Here is a 17,497-nt window from a genome sequence, read left to right on the forward strand (position 1 = left end):
CGAAATTCACACTGTCCACTGTGGGAGCTGGCCTGCCAGCGATGGTGGGTCATTCAACATCATCATTGATTGACCCACCGCCATCGCGAGCAGGCTCGTTCCTACAGGGATCTGCGTTGATTCAGATCCCGCTACCGGCCCCCACCATTCAGCGTTGTTCGATTGGCACGAACTTGCGCTGTTCGACGCCGGTGTACTCGGCGCTCGGGCGGATGATGCGGTTGTTGGCACGCTGTTCGAACACATGCGCCGCCCAGCCAGTCAGGCGCGAGCAGACGAAGATTGGCGTGAACAGCTTGGTCGGGATGCCCATGAAGTGGTACGCCGAGGCATGGTAGAAATCGGCGTTGGGGAACAGTTTCTTCTGCTCCCACATGGTCTTGTCGATGGCTTCCGAAACCGGGAACAACACGTTGTCGCCCACTTCGTCAGCGAGTTTTTTCGACCAACCCTTGATCACTTCGTTACGCGGATCGCTGTCTTTGTAGATCGCATGGCCGAAGCCCATGATCTTGTCCTTGCGCTCCAGCATGCCGAGGGTGCCCTTGATCGCCTCTTCAGGCGAATTGAAGCGCTCGATCATTTCCATCGCCGCTTCGTTGGCGCCACCGTGCAGCGGACCGCGCAGCGAGCCGATGGCGGCGGTGATGCAGGAGAACAGGTCGGACAGGGTCGAGGCACAGACGCGCGCGGTGAAGGTCGAGGCGTTGAACTCGTGCTCGGCGTAGAGAATCAGCGAAACGTTCATCACCTTGACGTGCAGCTCGCTCGGCTTCTTGTCGTGCAGCAGGTGCAGGAAGTGCCCGCCGATTGACTCTTCGTCGCTCACGCAGTCGATGCGCTTGCCATCGTGGCTGAAGCGATACCAGTAGGTCATGATCGCCGGGAATGCGGCCAGCAGGCGGTCGGTCTTGTCGTGCTGCTCGGAGAAATCGTTCTCCGCTTCCAGGTTGCCGAGGAACGAGCAACCGGTGCGCATCACATCCATCGGATGGGCGTCGGCCGGAATGCGCTCCAGCACTTCCTTCAGCGCTTGCGGCAGGTCGCGCAGCTTGCTCAGCTTGGTCACGTAGGCAGCCAGTTGCGCCTTGCTCGGCAATTCGCCGTAGAGCAACAGGTAGGCCACTTCTTCGAAGCGCGCCTCGGCCGCCAGTTCGCGCACGTCATAACCGCGATACGTCAGGCCTGCGCCTTCCTGGCCAACGGTGGACAGTGCAGTTTGTCCGGCCACCTGGCCACGGAGCCCGGCGCCACTCAGTACTTTTGCTTCGGCCATTGCTGTCTCCAGTTTTCTTGAATTTGTTAGGGAATCGGCAAATACATTGATCGGGATTCACACCCGACCTTGTAGGAGCGAGCCTGCTCGCGATGCAGGTCCCGACACCACGGTGTGTCAGGGGGCCCGCGTTATCGTTGACGCCCATCGCGAGCGGGCTCGCTCCTACAGGTACAGGGGGTTCATCATTTTTTCGCGGCGAACAACGCATCGAGCTTCTGCTCGAAGGTGTGGTAGTCGATGCGATCGTAGAGCTCCATGCGAGTCTGCATGGTGTCGATGACATTTTGCTGGGTGCCATCGCGGCGGATTGCGGTGTAGACGTTTTCCGCGGCCTTGTTCATGGCGCGGAACGCCGACAGCGGGTACAGCACCAGCGACACATCGGCGGCCTTGAGCTGCTCGGTGGTGTACAGCGGGGTGGCGCCGAATTCGGTGATGTTGGCCAGGATCGGCGCTTTCACACGGCTGGCGAACAGCTTGTACATTTCCAGCTCAGTAATGGCTTCCGGGAACACCATGTCGGCACCGGCTTCGATGCACGCGGCGGCGCGATCCAGCGCCGACTCCAGGCCTTCAACGGCCAGGGCGTCGGTACGGGCCATGATCACGAAGCTGTCATCGGTACGGGCATCGACGGCGGCCTTGATGCGATCGACCATTTCCTGCTGAGTGACGATTTCCTTGTTCGGGCGGTGACCGCAACGCTTGGCGCCGACCTGGTCTTCGATGTGAATCGCCGCAGCGCCGAACTTGATCATCGACTTCACGGTACGGGCCACGTTGAAGGCCGAGGAACCGAAACCGGTGTCGACATCGACCAGCAGTGGCAGGTCGCAGACGTCGGTGATGCGGCGGACGTCGGTCAGCACGTCATCCAGGCCGGTGATGCCCAGGTCCGGCACGCCGAGGGAACCGGCAGCGACGCCGCCACCCGACAGATAAATAGCTTTGAAACCGGCGCGCTTGGCCAGCAGCGCATGGTTGGCGTTGATTGCGCCGACCACTTGCAACGGTTGCTCGCTGGCAACCGCATCACGGAAACGCTGGCCTGGTGTGCTCTTGTTGGAACTCATGACTCACCTCGTGGAGTGACTGTCTGATGGGCGCCGTCCTGATAGTGACGGGCGATGTTGCGTTTCGAGGCGCCGATGTGACGGCGCATCAGTAACTCGGCCAGCTCACCGTCACGGTCGGCGATGGCATCGAGAATTCGGTGGTGCTCAGCGAACGCCTGGCGCGGCCGATTGGGCGTGGCGGAAAACTTCATGCGGTACATACGCACCAATTGATACAGCTCGCCGCAGAGCATTTGGGTCAGCGTGCGGTTGCCGCTGCCCTGGATGATTCGGTAGTGGAAGTCGAAATCGCCTTCCTGCTGGTAGTAGCCGACACCGGCCTGGAACGCGGCATCACGCTCGTGGGTTTCCAGCACCTGGCGCAGCTCGTCGATTTCTTCATTGCTCATGCGCTCGGCGGCCAAACGACAGGCCATGCCTTCGAGGGACTCGCGAATTTCGTAGAGCTCAATCAGCTCGGCGTGGTTCAGCGATACCACACGGGCGCCGACATGGGGCACGCGCACCAGCAGGCGCTGACCTTCGAGACGGTGTATCGCCTCGCGCAGCGGGCCGCGACTGATGCCGTAGGTGCGCGCCAGCTCCGGCTCGGAGATTTTGCTACCCGGGGCGATGTCGCCTTTGACGATGGCTGCCTGAATACGCCGGAAGACGTTTTCAGAGAGGGTCTCCGAATCGTCAGGGGTAATCACCGGGGGATCGAGTTGATCCAGCATATTGTCGACACCTTGTAAGTCAATGAGGCAAAAACTAACCAATATCCTCATCGCAGTCAAAGGAAATAGTGAGATTGTCGACAATCGTCTAATAAACGTTTTTGCTAAAGCAAAATCAAAGGACCGCCTCGGCGCTGGCACCAGAAAAACAGCGTGTTAGAATGCCGCCCGCATTTGCCTGTCATCTTCGCGTGATAGGCATACGAGGGCGCTTGTGCAGTTAATGCCAGTCTCCTTGAACTGAAGAATGGACAGCAACGCGCCAGGATTTATGAGACTCAAGCACCTCCCTTCATTACTTTGCCTTCTCTGCCTTCCAGGCCTCGGTCATGCAGGCGAAAAAACCGTGTACGGCCTCAACGAGTACGCCCAACTGTCAGGCATCGACCTGGAAGTCGCAGCCAAGCTCGACACCGGGGCAAAAACCGCCTCCCTCAGTGCCCGCGACATCAAGCGCTTCAAACGCAACGGTGAGTCCTGGGTGCGTTTCTACCTGGCCATCGACGCCGCACATTCGCACCCGATCGAGCGTCCATTGGCGCGGGTCAGCAAAATCAAACGACGTGCCGGCGACTACGATCCCGAGGAAGGCAAGAAGTACACCGCGCGCCCGGTCATCGAACTGGATATCTGCATGGGCACCGCCTTGCGCAGCATAGAAGTGAACTTGACCGACCGAAGTGCATTCCAATACCCGCTCCTGATCGGCTCCGAAGCGCTGAAACGCTTCGATGCACTGGTCGACCCAAGCCTTAAATACGCTGCCGGCAAGCCTGCCTGCGCTACCGCCGCTCACACCGCAGAGTAATACCCATGCGCTCTCTTACCCTCCACCTGAAAGTCCTCATCGCCATCCTGGTGGTCCTGGGCATTTCAGTTACGGCCTACCAGATTTTCGTGCTGGGCATTCCGGTGACCGAAGACGCCACCGACGACCTGTGGAACATCGACGCCAAGGTCGAGTTCGTCGCCAGCGCCAAGGATCCGGTGAAGATCCAGATGTTCGTGCCGCCGCTGAGCCGCGACTACGTGAGCCTCAATGAGAGCTTCATCTCCAACAACTATGGGGTTGCGGTGAACCGTGTCGACGGCAACCGCAAGGTCACCTGGTCTGCTCGTCGCGCCAAGGGCAACCAGACCCTGTACTACCGCCTGGTGCTGACCAAGCGCTACACCGGGGAAAAACCCAAGGTCAAAGGCCCGACTTTCCGCGACAGCATTGCCATCGAAGGCCCGGAAAAAATCGCCGCCGAAGCCCTGCTCGCGCCGATTCGCCAGCACTCGGCGGACGTCGAGACCTTCATCAGCGAAGCGATCAAGCGGGTCAACAACAGCAACGACGACAACGCCAAGATGCTCCTGGCGGGCGACCCGACGCCGGCGCACAAGGCCAAGATCGTCGAACTGCTGCTGTCGATCGCCCACGTTCCGGTGGAAAAGGTCCACACCATTCGCCTGGTGGCCGACCAGCCGCAGTCTCCTGAACTGTGGCTGCGCAGCTTCAACGGCACCGACTGGCTGTACTTCAATCCGGAAACCGGCGAGCAGGGCCTGCCCAGCGATCGCCTGCTGTGGTGGACCGGCGATGACAACCTGATCACCGTCGACGGCGGCAAGAAAGCCACCGTGACCTTCAGCATGAACAACAGCGAAATGAACGCCATTCGCCTGGCCAAGCTGACCGACGAAAATACTGACGCCAACTTCCTCGAATACTCGCTGTACGGCCTGCCGCTGCAGACCCAGCAGACCTTCATGATCATGGTAATGATCCCGATCGGCGTGCTGGTGATCCTGATCCTGCGCAACCTGATCGGCCTGCAGACCCTCGGCACTTTCACCCCGGTACTGATCGCCCTGGCCTTCCGCGAGACCCAACTGGGCTTCGGCATCGTGCTGTTTACCGTAATCACCGCACTCGGCCTGTCGCTGCGCTCGTACCTTGAGCACCTCAAGCTGCAGATGCTGCCGCGACTGTCGGTGGTGCTGACCTTCGTCGTGGTGCTGATCGCCGCCATCAGTCTGTTCAGCCACAAGCTGGGCCTGGAACGCGGCCTGTCGGTGGCGCTGTTCCCGATGGTGATCCTGACCATGACCATCGAACGCCTGTCGATCACCTGGGAAGAACGCGGTGGCGGCCATGCGATGAAAGTGGCCATAGGCACGCTGTTCGCCGCGTCCCTGGCGCACCTGATCATGAGCGTGCCGGAACTGGTGTATTTCGTATTCACCTTCCCGGCGATCCTGCTGATCCTGGTGGGCTTCATGCTGGCCATGGGTCGTTATCGCGGCTACCGCCTGACCGAACTGGTGCGTTTCAAAGCCTTCCTCAAGGCTGATTCGTAATGTTCGGTTTCTGGAAGACCTGGAAGGCCCTGGAAGCGCGGGGCATCATGGGCATCAACCGGCGTAACGCCGACTACGTGCTCAAGTACAACAAGCGCAGCCTGTACCCGATCGTCGATGACAAGATCATCACCAAGGAACGGGCGATCAAGGCCGGCATCCATGTGCCGCAAATGTACGGGGTGATCTCCACCGAGAAGGAAATCGACAAGCTCGGCGAGATTATCGACGGCCACAGCGACTTCGTGATCAAGCCGGCACAGGGGGCCGGCGGTGACGGCATCATGGTGATCGCCGATCGCTTCGAGGGCCGTTACCGCACAGTGTCGGGGAAGATCATCAGCCACGAGGAAATCGAGCATCAGATCTCCAGCATCCTCACCGGCCTATATTCCCTGGGTGGGCACCGCGACCGTGCGCTGATTGAATACCGGGTGATCCCCGACCAGATCTTCAAGAGCATCAGCTATGAAGGTGTACCGGACATCCGCATCATCGTCCTCATGGGCTACCCGGTGATGGCCATGCTGCGCCTGCCGACCCGTCAGTCCGGCGGCAAGGCCAACCTGCACCAGGGCGCGATTGGCGTCGGCGTCGACCTGGCCACCGGCCTGACCCTGCGCGGTACCTGGCTGAACAACATCATCAACAAACACCCGGACACCACCAACGCCGTCGACGGCGTACAACTGCCCTACTGGGACGGTTTCATGAAACTCGCCGCCGGCTGCTATGAGCTGTGCGGCCTGGGTTACATCGGCGTCGACATGGTCCTCGACCAGGAAAAAGGCCCGCTGATTCTTGAGCTGAATGCGCGGCCGGGGCTGAACATCCAGATCGCCAACGACTGCGGGCTGACGTTGCGCACCCATGCAGTCGAAGCCCGCCTGGAAGAACTGAAGGCACGCGGTGTGACGGAGAGCGCCGAAGAGCGCGTTGCGTTTGTTCAGGAAATGTTTGGGCATATTCCGCCGGTTGAGGGTTGATCCAGATTTTTTCGCGAGCAAGCCCGCTCCTGTAGGAGCGGGCCTGTCGAATTGTCGCACCGTCGCGAAGCCCCTCTGACAAACACCTAAACCCTCAACCTGCCAATTCCCGACATCTCCTCTAGAGGCATTTCCTACAGAGGAATACAATCGCCACCCCGCCTCAATGGCTGATCTACCCCGCTCATGCAGACTTGCTCCGTATACCCCCTGCCCTATCGCTCCAATCCCGCCGACTATTTTGCGGCGATCCGCCATGCCCCCGGCAGCGTGCTCCTCGACAGCGGACGGCCGAGCGCCCAGCGCGGCCGCTACGACCTGCTCAGCGCCTGGCCATTGGCGACCCTGGCGGTAGCGCCAGAGGAAAGCGGTGCGACGTTTCTGCAACGCCTGCGCGACACCCTCGGCCAACTGGGCAACGCTTTGCTGCCGAGCGGCCTTGAATTGCCATTCGCCGGTGGCTTGATCGGCTACCTCAGCTACGACTTCGGCCGTCACCTGGAAGCCCTGCCCGCCCAGGCCCATGACGACCTGCAACTGCCCGACGCACGTTTCGGCCTGTATCCCTGGGCACTGATCAGCGATCACCAGGCGTGCAGCAGCCAACTGGTGTTTCACCCACAGTTGGTGGACAGCGAACGCCAGCGCCTGATCGACCTGTTCAGCCAACCAACCCTGGCCATCGACTCGAGCTTTCACCTCAAGGGCGTGATGCAGGGCGACTTGAGCGCCGGCGAATACCGGCAGGCCTTCGAGCAAATCCAGCAGTACATCCAGGCCGGCGACTGTTATCAGGTCAACTTTGCCCAACGCTTCCGCGCCCAGTGCCAGGGCGATGCCTGGGCCGCCTATTGCGCCTTGCGCGCAGCGTGCCCGACGCCATTCTCGGGCTTCCAGAGCCTGCCCGGCGGCGATGCGATTCTCAGCCTGTCACCGGAACGCTTCGTCAAAGTCACTGCCGGTCATGTCGAAACCCGACCGATCAAAGGCACCCGCCCACGCGGGGCAAACGCCAGCGAAGATGCGGCCAACGCCGCCGAACTGCTGGCCAGCCCCAAGGATCGGGCGGAAAACCTGATGATCGTCGACCTGCTGCGTAACGACCTTGGCCGCACCTGCCGTATCGGCTCGGTGCGGGTGCCGGAGCTGTTCAGCCTGGAAAGCTATCCCAACGTTCACCACCTGGTGAGCAGCGTCACTGGCGAACTGGCCGCCGATAAGGATGCCCTCGACCTGATCGGCGGAAGCTTTCCCGGCGGCTCGATCACTGGCGCACCGAAGATACGGGCGATGCAGATCATCGACGAGCTGGAGCCTACCCGCCGTGGCTTGTATTGCGGCTCGCTGTTGTATCTGGACGTGCGCGGGGAAATGGACAGTTCGATCGCCATCCGCAGCTTGTTGGTCAAGGACGGTCAGGTGTGCTGCTGGGGCGGCGGCGGGATCGTGGCCGACTCGGATTGGCAAGCGGAATACCAGGAATCGATCACCAAGGTCAAAGTGCTGCTGGACACCTTGCAGGGGCTATGAGGCTGACCGGCCGGGGGAGCGCACTCCCCCGCCAGTTACTTACAAGCTCAACTCACGATTCGACGCTTTGAGGAACTCTTGCTTGAGAGCGTCGAAGCTGTGCACCGCAGGGAATTGCGGGAATTCCCGAATCACGTTGTCCGGCGCATGGAACAGAATCCCGGCATCCGCCTCACCAAGCATGGTGGTGTCGTTGTACGAATCACCCGCCGCAATCACCCGGTAGTACAGGCTCTTGAAGGCCAGTACCGACTGACGCTTGGGATCTTTCTGACGCAGTTGATAGCCCGTGACGCGCCCGGTTTCGTCAGTGATCAGACGATGGCAGAGCAAGGTCGGGAAGCCCAGTTGGCGCATCAGCGGCTGGGAAAATTCGTAGAAGGTGTCGGACAGAATCACCACCTGGAAGCGCTCGCGCAGCCAGTTGACGAACTCGATGGCGCCGTCCAGCGGCTTCAGGGTGCCAATCACTTCCTGGATGTCGGCCAGTTTCAGGCCGTGTTCATCGAGAATCCGCAAGCGCTGCTGCATCAGCACGTCGTAGTCGGGAATATCCCGGGTGGTTGCCCTGAGGGATTCAATCCCGGTTTTTTCGGCGAAGGCGATCCAGATTTCCGGAACCAGGACACCTTCCAGATCGAGACAGGCAATTTCCACAACACACTCCCATTTGTACTGATTATTGAGTTGAGCGAGCAAAAGGACTGCCGAACTCTAGCGAGTCGCAACCGGCGGCGCAACGCAGACGAGCGCGCCAGGCGCCCCGGGTTTTTGTTACCATCGCCAACATATAGAGCGCTTAGCGCCACCGACCTGTAGGAAACCGCCCTGATGAGCCCATCGTTCGACGTCGCCGAACTCGCCGCGACCTATGCCAACAAATCCGCCCAGGACATTCTCAAGCTGGCGTTCGCCGAATTCGGCGACGAGCTGTGGATCTCCTTCAGCGGCGCCGAAGACGTGGTGCTGGTGGACATGGCCTGGAAGCTGAACAAGAACGTCAAGGTGTTCAGCCTGGATACCGGGCGCCTGCACCCGGAAACCTACCGTTTCATCGATCAGGTGCGCGAGCACTACAACATCCAGATCGAACTGGTCTCGCCGGATCACAGCAAGCTCGAGCCGTTCGTCAAGGAAAAAGGCCTGTTCAGTTTCTACAAGGACGGTCACGGCGAGTGCTGCGGCATCCGCAAGATCGAACCGCTGCGCCGCAAGCTGTCCACCGTGCGCGCCTGGGCCACTGGCCAGCGCCGCGACCAGAGCCCGGGCACCCGCAGCCAGGTGGCGGTGATGGAGATCGACAGCGCGTTCTCCACCCCTGAGCGCCCCCTGTACAAGTTCAACCCACTGGCACAAATGACCAGCGAAGAGATCTGGGGCTACATCCGCATGCTGGAATTGCCCTACAACAGCCTGCACGAGCGCGGCTTCATCAGCATCGGCTGCGAACCCTGCACCCGTCCGGTACTGCCAAACCAGCACGAGCGCGAAGGTCGCTGGTGGTGGGAAGAAGCCACGCAGAAAGAGTGTGGTTTGCACGCGGGCAATATCATCAAGAAAGCCTGATTCCCCTCTCCCCCGTAGGAGCCAGCTCCTACGGGGTGCAATTTGCCCGCCCCATATATTGCATGCAATTTTTGTATGCAATCATCTCGAACCACGGTACAACTGCCATTCCCGCACCCACAACAGAACGTTGCAAGGACGGTCCATGCGCATACTCGTGGTCAACGTCAACACCTGCGAATCCATCACCCAGGCCATCACTCGCCAGGCGCAAAGCGTGGCAGCGCCCGGCACCGAAATCATCGGCCTGACCCCGCACTTCGGTGCCGAGTCGATCGAAGGCAACTTCGAAAGCTATCTGGCAGCCGTCGCTGTGATGCAGCGGGTCATGGCCTATGACCAGCCGTTCGATGCAGTGATCCAGGCCGGCTATGGTGAACACGGTCGCGAGGGTTTGCAGGAGTTGCTTGAGGTGCCCGTGGTGGATATCACCGATGCTGCCGCCAGTACCGCGATGTTCCTGGGGCACGCCTACTCGGTGGTCACTAGCCTCGACCGCACGGTGCCGTTAATCGAAGATCGCCTGAGACTGTCCGGGCTCTGGCAACGCTGTGCCTCGGTGCGTGCCAGTGGGCTGGCAGTACTGGAACTCGAGCAAGATCCCGAGCGCGCCCTGCAGGCCATCCTGCAGCAGGCCGAAATCGCCGTACGCGAGGACAAGGCCGAAGTCATTTGCCTGGGCTGCGGCGGCATGGCCGGGCTGGCCGAGCAGATTCGCCAGCGCAGCGGCGTGCCGGTGGTGGACGGGGTGACAGCGGCGGTGACGTTGGCCGAATCGCTGGTCCGACTCGGCCTGTCGACCTCCAAGGTACGCACCTATGCCGCCCCGCGGGCGAAAGCCATCGTCGGCTGGCCCGCCCGCTGAAATCGAGGCTCAGAGCGCACTGAAACGCCGCGCCAGGCCCTGTTCGGTAAATTGCTCGATAACAAAATCGACGAACGCTCGGGTCTTGCCCGGCAACAGTTTGTGCTCGGCGTAATAGATCGAGATATTTCCATCATCGACATACCAGTCCGGTAACACTCGCTGCAGGGTTCCCGCCTGCAAATACCCCAGCGCGAAAGGCATGCTTACCAAAGCGATGCCCAGGCCCTGGGCCGCCGTGGCGCAAGCCGCCTCCGAATCGCTCATGGTCATCCGCGCCCGCAGGCTCAGCGGACTGTGCCGCTGATCACGACTCGTCAGCTGCCAGGAACGCACACGCCCGGTCTGCGGCGAACGAATCAAGATGCCGTCATGCAGTTTCAGATCATCCGGCTCGAGCACCGCAGGATTGCGCGCCAGGTACTCGGCGGATGCCACCAGCACCCGATGCGCCGGCGTCAGCTTGCGCGCCACCACGCCCTGGGGCAGTTCGAAACCGCCGCCGATGGCCGCATCGAAGCCCTGCCCGATCAAGTCGACCTGACGGTTATCGAAGTGCCAGTCAGGGTTGATCGCCGGAAAACGCCGCAGAAACTCGCCGAGCAACGGCACGATGTACAGGCGCCCGAACACCGTCCCCATGCTGACCTTGAGTGTGCCGGCCGGTCGCCCCTCGGCGCTGGCCAGGTTGGCCACCGCGTTCTGGATGGTGTGCAGGCTGGCGCTGACCTCACTCAAAAACAGCTGTCCGGCCTCGGTCAGTGTCAGGCTGCGGGTGCTGCGCTGGAACAGCCGCACACCGAGGCGCACCTCCAGTTTGGCGACACTCTTGCCCACCGCCGCCGGCGTCAGACTCAAGCGCCGCGCCGCCTCGGCGAAGCTGCCGACTTCGGCGCTGCGGACGAAGCATTCGATACTGCTGAAGGTTTCCATGGCCGCCACTATCAACTTCTGGTTTACACAGACTATCGCAATTACCGTCTACACAGCAGGTAATCGGAAATCGATACTAGGCTCCATCAACCGCGGCATCTCGCCTCGGGACTTTGGAGATCAACATGACCACTCACACCCTCAGCGGCAAAGTAGCGCTGATCCAGGGCGGCTCCCGCGGCATCGGTGCAGCCATCGTCCAACGCCTGGCCGCTGAAGGCGCCGCCGTGGCCTTCACCTATGTCAGCTCCGCCGCCAAGGCCGAAGCACTGCGTGACAGCATCACCGCCAATGGTGGCAAGGCCCTGGCGATCAAGGCCGACAGCGCCGACGCAGAGGCCATCCGCAGCGCGGTCAACGCCACGGTGCAGACTTTTGGCCAGTTGGACATTCTAGTCAACAACGCCGGCGTACTGGCAGTCGCACCGCTGGAAGATTTCAAACTGGAAGACTTCGACCAGACTCTGGCGATCAATGTGCGCAGCGTGTTCATCGCCACCCAGGAAGCCGCCCGGCACATGACTGAAGGCGGTCGCATCATCAACATCGGCAGCACCAACGCCGACCGCATGCCCTTCGCCGGTGGCGGGCCCTATGCCATGAGCAAGGCGGCGCTGGTCGGCCTGACCAAGGGCCTGGCGCGCGACCTTGGTCCACGGGGCATCACCATCAATAATGTGCAACCCGGCCCGGTCGACACCGACATGAACCCGGCCCACGGTGACTTTGCCGAGAGTCTGATCCCGCTGATGGCTGTGGGTCGCTACGGCACTGCCGAGGAAATAGCCAGCTTTGTCGCCTACCTGGTGGGCCCGCAAGCGGGTTACATCACCGGCGCGAGCCTGACCATCGATGGTGGTTTCGGCGCCTGACGCCAGACCAGCAAAACCAACGCCGGGAAACCCTGATCAGGTTACCCGGCGTTTTGTTCAGACCGCCTCGAACACCGGCAAGCCATAGGCCTGCAGCGGGAAGGCATCGAGACTGCGCAGAATGCGATCGGCATGAGCATACTTTTCATCGGCCATGGCCGCGTCCGGCACCGCAATGGCGGTCATGCCTGCCGCCTTGGCCGCGGTCACGCCGAACGGCGAATCCTCGAACACCAGGCAATCGGCGGGCGCCACGCCCAGGCGTCTCGCGGCGGTGAGGAAGATATCCGGTGCCGGCTTGGCCGCGCCCACCTCAGGGTCATCCGCTGTGACAATGGTGTCGAACAGGGCAAACCAATCACCATGCCGGGTGGCTTTCTGGGCGAATGAACCGCTCGAGGAACTGGTGCCAATGGCGATCGGAATCCGCCAGGCCTTCAAGTGCTCAACCAACTCGCGCGCGCCCGGCATTGCCGGGGCGTGGGGGAATCGCTCCTGCAGCAACGGCTCGCGAATCCGCAGGAACTCCTCGGCGCTGATCGGCAAGTCCAATGCCTGCACCACGTAACCCGCCAGGTCCAGAGCACCGCGACCAATGATGTTCTGCTTGATGGTCCAGTCGAAATGGCGGCCATAGCGCTGCGCAATGATCTGCGTAACCTCGGTGTAAATCCCCTCGGTATCGAGTAACAGACCATCCATATCGAAAATAACGGCCTTGATCGGGGCCAGCTTCAACGGTGCATTCATCGCATCTGATCCGTTATCAACACAACATTCCGGGAACGGCTCAGGTAAAGCCATGACCCAATCCACCTCGCAGCCTGGCGCGATGAAAGGGTTCAGCAGCATAGCGAGACAGGTTTACATGGAGCAACCATTTGCCAGCTACTCCTCTTCGATCCCTGTCTAGGGTGATTCGTGATCGCAAGGAAAGCGTGGATCAATGACTTATTTTTTTATAAGTCAACCATTGCAAGTCTTATTGATAACTTATTAAACTCTCATGAATTCAATTTTCTGGACCCGCAAAGCCGTCAAGCAGTTGTTGCGAATACACAGCGAACACCGTGTCAGGATCCGCGATGCGGTCACTCAACTCGAACACATGCCCGATGTGCCCAATGTCAAAGCTCTCACCTTGCACACCTATGGCTATCGGCTGAGAGCCGGCGATTACCGGGTGTTATTCGACTGGGACGGCGCGATTCAGGTGACCAGCATTCAAGAGGTTAAAAAACGCGATGAACGCACCTACTGACGTACAAATCATCCACGGCCCCGACGGCGAGCCGGCCTTCGTGGTGATCCCCTACCAGCAGTACGTCGCCCAGCAAGGTAGCGACGAACTGATTCCCCATGCCGTGGTCAGCCGTATTGTCGACGGCGCGACCCCAATCCGCGCCTGGCGCGAACACCTGAACCTGACCCAGGATGAAGTCGCCCGACGCCTGGGCATCTCCCAGCCGGCGCTTGCCCAGCAGGAAGCGGTCAACAAACCGCGCCGGGCGACTCGCGAAAAAATTGCCGCAGCGTTCGGCATCCGCGCTGATCAACTGGAGTTGTAACGGCTCCCGCGCCCCTCCCGGCACCATGCAAAAGCCCGGCATTTCGCCGGGCTCTGGTGCTGCAGACGGGGCGAAGGATCAGTGCCCTTTCTTGCCCATGCTGTTGCCCACTGCGCCACCTGCCGCGCCGCCAAGACCGGCACCGATAGTCGCGCCGTCCTTGCCACCCAACGAACGGCCGATCACCGAACCACCGGCAGCGCCAACGCCACCGCCGATAGCCGCCTTGGTGCGGTTACCCTTGTGCGCACCGGCTGCGCCACCGGCCGCACCCGCGACACCGGCACCGATGGTCGCGCCAGTGCTGCCGCCGAGCTTTTGTCCAACCACGTTGCCCAGCGCACCACCCAAGCCACCGCCCAGCGCTGCGGTGCCATTGCTGGCCGCCATTGCACCTTGAGCAACCAGAAGGCCCAGAACCAGAGCAGGCAGAGTTAAACGCATGACATGAACCTCAAAAAGTGTACGAATCCGTTGATTATTGGCTGCGGATGAAGGGCGTATGTTCAGCCAATACGGCGGCAACCCTTCTACGCGCGAGGGTTGGACAGCATTTTCGCCAAGAGTTTTATCGCAGGCAAAAAAAAGCCCGCTGGGGAACGGGCTGACAAACTTGCTTCTAACGGATGATTCAAGACTACGGCCTGAGTTGTGAAAGAAACGTGAAAGGACCAGGCCGTCCCAACCGACTTCAATACAAGATGTGACACCAATAAGCAGACAGAAAAAACCCCGCACATCGGCGGGGTCAGTGGGGCGTTGGATCACTTGCGCAAGCGCATTGCGACCTTGGGCATAAAGGGTTTCGTCGTGGTTTTGCTGGTTGAAGGTAACCGGGCTTGGCCTGGCTTGATCGGCGTTTCACCAAACCCCGAGACGTAATCCGTCTGCCCGCAGTGCACGCAGTTATTCACCGGGTACTCAGCGCCATCATCTTCAATATACGGATTGCTCATCTCTGCGTCCCTCCATACGGGCCTGCGCCGGCAAGCAACTGATTGCCTAAAGAACACAGCCCCTCAAGAGATTCCAGACTAGCCGGTCATTCCAGGACCACCCATTCAACCTGCAAGCAACCGACGAATGGCTCTAAACCGCCTATTTGAGCCTGACCGCCGTGCCCGTCACGAACACCACCAGCATACTGCCCTTGCCCGACGGCATGCTGATTTCAAAGTTGACCCCGACCACCGCGTCGGCTTGCAGTTTTGCAGCACGCTCCTTGAGCTCGTCGGTCGCCTGGGCCCGTGCTTCGCGCAAAGCTTTCTCCAGCGTCTGCGAGCGCCCGCCGAAGAAGTCGCGCATCCCGGCGAACATATCCCGCACAACGTTGATGCCCTGTACCGACTCGGCGCTGACGACGTCCAGGTAGGCAGCAATCTGCCGGCCCTCGACACTGTGGGTCGTGGTGATAATCATGAAGTGTTCCTTGTAGAACTGGCCGAAGCCTTGGAGACGTACATACTCAATGATGACGGCAGTTGCCTGCCGCTCAAGGATGCGCAGGAGTGTGTATGACGGTATTTCTGTTGCTGTACCTGTGCACCGACGCGTCGCGCAGCAGTTGCCAGGTGATCCCGGTCGAACACTGGGTGCAGGCTGACGCCTACCAACTGTGCGTCGCCGAGGCCAAGCGGTTGACCCGCGACCTTACCGCGAAAAACCGCCAAAGCAACTACTTCGTCTGCGAAACCCAGGTCGCCCCCTGACCTACAGGCAATCGCGCACCGCCTTGCGCAATGCCCCGGACTTGGCCCACGGCGGCCCCTGATAGAGCGAGACCTTGCTGCCGTCCTTGTATTTGACGATGTCCAGAATCTCGTCAGCGGTGATCAGGCTAGGTGCGTTGATCCTGTAACCATTGGATACCGAGGTCTGACTCGCTTTGGGCACCTCACGCTGCCAGGCTGGCAGCACGCATTCGGCGACCTCTTTGGGTGGCTTGGCCGATTCCTTGCTCAGGTTCGGCTCACCCGGCACCAGCGAAGCCGGCAACGAGCATCCTGCCAACAGCACACCCGCCAGCGCCGCGATCCATATCCGCATGATTGTTCCTTGCACCCAAAAGGGAAAATGTAGCTGCACTTGCCCTCCCCGACCAGCACCCACAACTGCCCAGACGCTGGCAACGGGCTGCAGCACCAACGCACAGGTCTTCGCCAACCAGCCGTTGGTGGCCAAGGTCAAAGACGGCATGAGCCAGGCCCAAGTCGAGCAAATCGGCGGCAAACCGCTCTCCACCAGCGCCCGCACCATCGAACCCGGCACCTGCAACGACTACCTGCTGACCCAGTCGGATCGCACGCAACACTACAACGTCAGTTTTGATGGCAACGACAAGGTCGATCACAAAAGCTTCATGACCTGCGCCGAATGGAGCATGGCGCAGAAAAAAGCGCGGGAACCTTCGAGTGGGGGTGGTGGGGGCGGGTATTGAGAATACTTGAGTCGAAATTCCCACGACCGCTCCCATATCACCCATTTTCCACACGCCAAAAACCACAAACCCCCGACTTTCTCTAGGAAAATCAGGGGTTTGTGTTTGCAGAATGTGGCGGTGAAGGAGAGATTCGAACTCTCGATACAGTTTCCTGTATACACACTTTCCAGGCGTGCTCCTTAAGCCACTCGGACACTTCACCGTATCTCTTCAAACAAGTTCTGTCTGTCGAGGCGCGCTAATGTAGTCGAAAGCTTTTCTGATGGCAAACATTTTTTTCAGAATTTTCATGCGCTTAAGCGATTTGGCGATTCCTGTGGGTTTGCGGACAGGGCAAACCGGCCAATCTTCGGCCAGGCGCGTGCGTCTATATAGAAGCGAAGGCTGTGCAAGCGTGGCTGATAGTAGCGGGCGGCGTTGGTTTGGCTGACTGGCCGGTCAGTCACGGCGCTTTACCTGGCCTGCGGCCATGGGTAACGTCTGCCCCACTTCTCTATAAGGAATAGCGTCATGAGTGAGTTGATTTCGTACCACCTCGAAGACGGTATCGCGACCCTGACCTTGAGCAATGGCAAGGTCAATGCCATCTCGCCGGACGTGATCGGCGCTTTCAATGCTGCGCTGGATCAGGCGGTGACGGATCGGGCGGTGGTGATCATCACCGGCCAGCCGGGCATCCTCTCTGGCGGCTACGATCTGAAGGTCATGACGTCCGGGCCGAAAGAAGCCGTGAGTCTGGTCACTGCCGGCTCAACCCTCGCCCGCCGGCTACTGGCCCACCCGTTCCCGGTGATCGTCGCGTGCCCTGGGCATGCGGTGGCCAAGGGTGCGTTCATTCTGCTGTCAGCCGACTACCGGATTGGTGTCGACGGCCCGTTCAGCATTGGCCTGAACGAAGTGCAGATCGGCATGACCATGCACCATGCCGGCATTGAACTGGCCCGTGATCGCCTGCGCAAGTCGGCGTTCCACCGCTCAGTGATCAACGGCGAGATGTTCGATCCGCAAGGCGCGGTGGATGCAGGGTTCCTCGACAAGGTGGTGACCGCCGAAGAACTGCACGGCGCAGCGTTGGCCGCAGCGCGCCAATTGAAGAAGATCAACATGACCGCACACAAGAACACCAAGCTCAAGGTACGCAAGGCCCTGCTGGATACCCTGGATGCAGCGATCGTCCAGGATCAGGCCCATCTGGTTTAACGGCTCAGCCGCCACCAAAGAAAAGTCCGACAAAAGAGTCGGGCTTTTCCCTACACAGTAGATGAATCCAGCCTCAACAGCTCTAGCCTGCGTCTGACAGCAAATCCCGGAAACATGCGC

At 60.4% G+C, this 17,497-nt stretch carries 22 protein-coding genes and 1 tRNA gene; 12 read left to right on the forward strand and 11 right to left on the reverse strand.

The window, feature by feature from the left end:
- Positions 1 to 148 precede the first annotated feature (148 nt).
- The 3 genes from prpC to KW062_RS20555 form a co-directional block, all read right to left on the reverse strand.
- Positions 149 to 1,276, reverse strand: a complete 1,128-nt coding sequence (gene prpC / locus KW062_RS20545; RefSeq protein ID WP_027618048.1) for a bifunctional 2-methylcitrate synthase/citrate synthase — start codon at positions 1,274 to 1,276, stop codon at positions 149 to 151.
- A 185-nt stretch (positions 1,277 to 1,461) separates the two neighbouring features.
- The gene (gene prpB, locus KW062_RS20550) at positions 1,462 to 2,352 is read right to left on the reverse strand and encodes a methylisocitrate lyase (RefSeq protein WP_027618049.1); all 891 of its coding nucleotides are present in this window, start codon (positions 2,350 to 2,352) and stop codon (positions 1,462 to 1,464) included.
- Positions 2,349 to 3,068 (reverse strand): GntR family transcriptional regulator, encoded by a 720-nt coding sequence (locus KW062_RS20555; RefSeq protein WP_177327233.1) that lies wholly within the window; start codon positions 3,066 to 3,068, stop codon positions 2,349 to 2,351. The genes prpB and KW062_RS20555 overlap by 4 nt, the downstream gene beginning before the upstream one ends.
- A 274-nt stretch (positions 3,069 to 3,342) precedes the next feature.
- On the opposite strand from KW062_RS20555, the gene rloA reads away from it, so the two are divergent.
- The 4 genes from rloA to pabB all read left to right on the forward strand — a co-directional run bounded on the left by rloA (position 3,343) and on the right by pabB (position 7,933).
- The gene (gene rloA / locus KW062_RS20560) at positions 3,343 to 3,879 is read left to right on the forward strand and encodes a retropepsin-like aspartic peptidase RloA (RefSeq protein ID WP_027618051.1); all 537 of its coding nucleotides are present in this window, start codon (positions 3,343 to 3,345) and stop codon (positions 3,877 to 3,879) included.
- Positions 3,880 to 3,884: 5 nt separating this feature from the next.
- The gene (rloB, locus tag KW062_RS20565) at positions 3,885 to 5,417 is read left to right on the forward strand and encodes an osmotic stress tolerance membrane protein RloB (protein WP_105754493.1); all 1,533 of its coding nucleotides are present in this window, start codon (positions 3,885 to 3,887) and stop codon (positions 5,415 to 5,417) included.
- Complete coding sequence (locus KW062_RS20570) at positions 5,417 to 6,403, forward strand: alpha-L-glutamate ligase-like protein (RefSeq protein ID WP_105754492.1); 987 nt, start codon at positions 5,417 to 5,419, stop codon at positions 6,401 to 6,403. Before rloB ends, KW062_RS20570 begins: the two co-directional genes overlap by 1 nt.
- A 186-nt stretch (positions 6,404 to 6,589) precedes the next feature.
- Complete coding sequence (gene pabB, locus KW062_RS20575) at positions 6,590 to 7,933, forward strand: aminodeoxychorismate synthase component I (protein ID WP_105754491.1); 1,344 nt, start codon at positions 6,590 to 6,592, stop codon at positions 7,931 to 7,933.
- A 39-nt stretch (positions 7,934 to 7,972) separates the two neighbouring features.
- On the opposite strand, the gene thrH is transcribed toward pabB, so the two are convergent.
- Positions 7,973 to 8,590, reverse strand: a complete 618-nt coding sequence (thrH, locus tag KW062_RS20580) for a bifunctional phosphoserine phosphatase/homoserine phosphotransferase ThrH (RefSeq protein WP_105754490.1) — start codon at positions 8,588 to 8,590, stop codon at positions 7,973 to 7,975.
- Between the two features lie 174 nt (positions 8,591 to 8,764).
- On the opposite strand from thrH, the gene KW062_RS20585 reads away from it, so the two are divergent.
- Both KW062_RS20585 and KW062_RS20590 read left to right on the forward strand, forming a co-directional pair.
- Positions 8,765 to 9,499 (forward strand): phosphoadenylyl-sulfate reductase, encoded by a 735-nt coding sequence (locus KW062_RS20585; protein ID WP_105754489.1) that lies wholly within the window; start codon positions 8,765 to 8,767, stop codon positions 9,497 to 9,499.
- Positions 9,500 to 9,644: 145 nt separating this feature from the next.
- Positions 9,645 to 10,364 carry an aspartate/glutamate racemase family protein gene (locus tag KW062_RS20590; protein ID WP_105754488.1) on the forward strand — a complete coding sequence of 240 codons (720 nt, stop codon included), beginning with the start codon at positions 9,645 to 9,647 and terminating at the stop codon, positions 10,362 to 10,364.
- A 9-nt stretch (positions 10,365 to 10,373) separates the two neighbouring features.
- On the opposite strand, the gene KW062_RS20595 is transcribed toward KW062_RS20590, so the two are convergent.
- Positions 10,374 to 11,297, reverse strand: coding sequence for a LysR family transcriptional regulator (locus KW062_RS20595; RefSeq protein WP_027618058.1), 924 nt, complete (start codon positions 11,295 to 11,297; stop codon positions 10,374 to 10,376).
- A 125-nt stretch (positions 11,298 to 11,422) separates the two neighbouring features.
- Here KW062_RS20595 and KW062_RS20600 point away from each other — a divergent pair, with 125 nt between their 5' ends.
- Positions 11,423 to 12,169 carry a 3-oxoacyl-ACP reductase family protein gene (locus KW062_RS20600; protein ID WP_027618059.1) on the forward strand — a complete coding sequence of 249 codons (747 nt, stop codon included), beginning with the start codon at positions 11,423 to 11,425 and terminating at the stop codon, positions 12,167 to 12,169.
- Positions 12,170 to 12,226: 57 nt separating this feature from the next.
- Here KW062_RS20600 and KW062_RS20605 read toward each other — a convergent pair whose 3' ends face one another.
- On the reverse strand, positions 12,227 to 12,919 hold the full coding sequence (locus tag KW062_RS20605) for an HAD-IA family hydrolase (protein ID WP_027618060.1): 693 nt from the start codon (positions 12,917 to 12,919) through the stop codon (positions 12,227 to 12,229).
- A 256-nt stretch (positions 12,920 to 13,175) separates the two neighbouring features.
- On the opposite strand from KW062_RS20605, the gene KW062_RS20610 reads away from it, so the two are divergent.
- Both KW062_RS20610 and KW062_RS20615 read left to right on the forward strand, forming a co-directional pair.
- Entirely contained in the window at positions 13,176 to 13,430 is a 255-nt protein-coding gene (locus KW062_RS20610) for a type II toxin-antitoxin system RelE family toxin (RefSeq protein WP_027618061.1), read from the forward strand.
- Positions 13,414 to 13,737, forward strand: a complete 324-nt coding sequence (locus tag KW062_RS20615) for a helix-turn-helix domain-containing protein (protein WP_105754487.1) — start codon at positions 13,414 to 13,416, stop codon at positions 13,735 to 13,737. Before KW062_RS20610 ends, KW062_RS20615 begins: the two co-directional genes overlap by 17 nt.
- A gap of 78 nt (positions 13,738 to 13,815) precedes the next feature.
- Here KW062_RS20615 and KW062_RS20620 read toward each other — a convergent pair whose 3' ends face one another.
- The 3 genes from KW062_RS20620 to KW062_RS20630 form a co-directional block, all read right to left on the reverse strand.
- Entirely contained in the window at positions 13,816 to 14,181 is a 366-nt protein-coding gene (locus tag KW062_RS20620) for a glycine zipper domain-containing protein (protein WP_027618063.1), read from the reverse strand.
- A gap of 320 nt (positions 14,182 to 14,501) precedes the next feature.
- On the reverse strand, positions 14,502 to 14,693 hold the full coding sequence (locus KW062_RS20625; protein WP_027618064.1) for a hypothetical protein: 192 nt from the start codon (positions 14,691 to 14,693) through the stop codon (positions 14,502 to 14,504).
- A 142-nt stretch (positions 14,694 to 14,835) separates the two neighbouring features.
- Positions 14,836 to 15,156 (reverse strand): YbjQ family protein, encoded by a 321-nt coding sequence (locus KW062_RS20630; RefSeq protein WP_027618065.1) that lies wholly within the window; start codon positions 15,154 to 15,156, stop codon positions 14,836 to 14,838.
- A 95-nt stretch (positions 15,157 to 15,251) separates the two neighbouring features.
- Between KW062_RS20630 and KW062_RS20635 the strand changes: the two genes are divergently transcribed.
- Positions 15,252 to 15,446, forward strand: coding sequence for a hypothetical protein (locus tag KW062_RS20635; protein WP_051550495.1), 195 nt, complete (start codon positions 15,252 to 15,254; stop codon positions 15,444 to 15,446).
- Between the two features lies 1 nt (position 15,447).
- Here KW062_RS20635 and KW062_RS20640 read toward each other — a convergent pair whose 3' ends face one another.
- Entirely contained in the window at positions 15,448 to 15,783 is a 336-nt protein-coding gene (locus KW062_RS20640) for a hypothetical protein (RefSeq protein ID WP_027618066.1), read from the reverse strand.
- 76 nt (positions 15,784 to 15,859) lie between these two features.
- Between KW062_RS20640 and osmE the strand changes: the two genes are divergently transcribed.
- Positions 15,860 to 16,174 (forward strand): osmotically-inducible lipoprotein OsmE, encoded by a 315-nt coding sequence (osmE, locus tag KW062_RS20645; protein ID WP_256351143.1) that lies wholly within the window; start codon positions 15,860 to 15,862, stop codon positions 16,172 to 16,174.
- 115 nt (positions 16,175 to 16,289) lie between these two features.
- On the opposite strand, the gene KW062_RS20650 is transcribed toward osmE, so the two are convergent.
- Positions 16,290 to 16,379, reverse strand: a tRNA-Ser gene (locus tag KW062_RS20650).
- 308 nt (positions 16,380 to 16,687) lie between these two features.
- On the opposite strand from KW062_RS20650, the gene KW062_RS20655 reads away from it, so the two are divergent.
- Complete coding sequence (locus tag KW062_RS20655; protein WP_027618068.1) at positions 16,688 to 17,377, forward strand: crotonase/enoyl-CoA hydratase family protein; 690 nt, start codon at positions 16,688 to 16,690, stop codon at positions 17,375 to 17,377.
- Positions 17,378 to 17,497 lie beyond the last annotated feature (120 nt).

Origin of the sequence: Pseudomonas fluorescens (assembly GCF_019212185.1) — a bacterium.
Lineage (GTDB): Bacteria > Pseudomonadota > Gammaproteobacteria > Pseudomonadales > Pseudomonadaceae > Aquipseudomonas.

Coding starts and splice junctions, on each gene's coding strand:
- prpC (WP_027618048.1), bottom strand. CDS start 1,276: ATGGCCGAAGCAAAAGTACTGAGTGGCGCCGGGCTCCGTGGCCAGGTG.
- prpB (WP_027618049.1), bottom strand. CDS start 2,352: ATGAGTTCCAACAAGAGCACACCAGGCCAGCGTTTCCGTGATGCGGTT.
- rloA (WP_027618051.1), top strand. CDS start 3,343: ATGAGACTCAAGCACCTCCCTTCATTACTTTGCCTTCTCTGCCTTCCA.
- rloB (WP_105754493.1), top strand. CDS start 3,885: ATGCGCTCTCTTACCCTCCACCTGAAAGTCCTCATCGCCATCCTGGTG.
- KW062_RS20570 (WP_105754492.1), top strand. CDS start 5,417: ATGTTCGGTTTCTGGAAGACCTGGAAGGCCCTGGAAGCGCGGGGCATC.
- pabB (WP_105754491.1), top strand. CDS start 6,590: ATGCAGACTTGCTCCGTATACCCCCTGCCCTATCGCTCCAATCCCGCC.
- KW062_RS20585 (WP_105754489.1), top strand. CDS start 8,765: ATGAGCCCATCGTTCGACGTCGCCGAACTCGCCGCGACCTATGCCAAC.
- KW062_RS20590 (WP_105754488.1), top strand. CDS start 9,645: ATGCGCATACTCGTGGTCAACGTCAACACCTGCGAATCCATCACCCAG.
- KW062_RS20595 (WP_027618058.1), bottom strand. CDS start 11,297: ATGGAAACCTTCAGCAGTATCGAATGCTTCGTCCGCAGCGCCGAAGTC.
- KW062_RS20600 (WP_027618059.1), top strand. CDS start 11,423: ATGACCACTCACACCCTCAGCGGCAAAGTAGCGCTGATCCAGGGCGGC.
- KW062_RS20605 (WP_027618060.1), bottom strand. CDS start 12,919: ATGAATGCACCGTTGAAGCTGGCCCCGATCAAGGCCGTTATTTTCGAT.
- KW062_RS20610 (WP_027618061.1), top strand. CDS start 13,176: ATGAATTCAATTTTCTGGACCCGCAAAGCCGTCAAGCAGTTGTTGCGA.
- KW062_RS20615 (WP_105754487.1), top strand. CDS start 13,414: ATGAACGCACCTACTGACGTACAAATCATCCACGGCCCCGACGGCGAG.
- KW062_RS20620 (WP_027618063.1), bottom strand. CDS start 14,181: ATGCGTTTAACTCTGCCTGCTCTGGTTCTGGGCCTTCTGGTTGCTCAA.
- KW062_RS20625 (WP_027618064.1), bottom strand. CDS start 14,693: ATGAGCAATCCGTATATTGAAGATGATGGCGCTGAGTACCCGGTGAAT.
- KW062_RS20630 (WP_027618065.1), bottom strand. CDS start 15,156: ATGATTATCACCACGACCCACAGTGTCGAGGGCCGGCAGATTGCTGCC.
- KW062_RS20635 (WP_051550495.1), top strand. CDS start 15,252: ATGACGGTATTTCTGTTGCTGTACCTGTGCACCGACGCGTCGCGCAGC.
- KW062_RS20640 (WP_027618066.1), bottom strand. CDS start 15,783: ATGCGGATATGGATCGCGGCGCTGGCGGGTGTGCTGTTGGCAGGATGC.
- KW062_RS20655 (WP_027618068.1), top strand. CDS start 16,688: ATGAGTGAGTTGATTTCGTACCACCTCGAAGACGGTATCGCGACCCTG.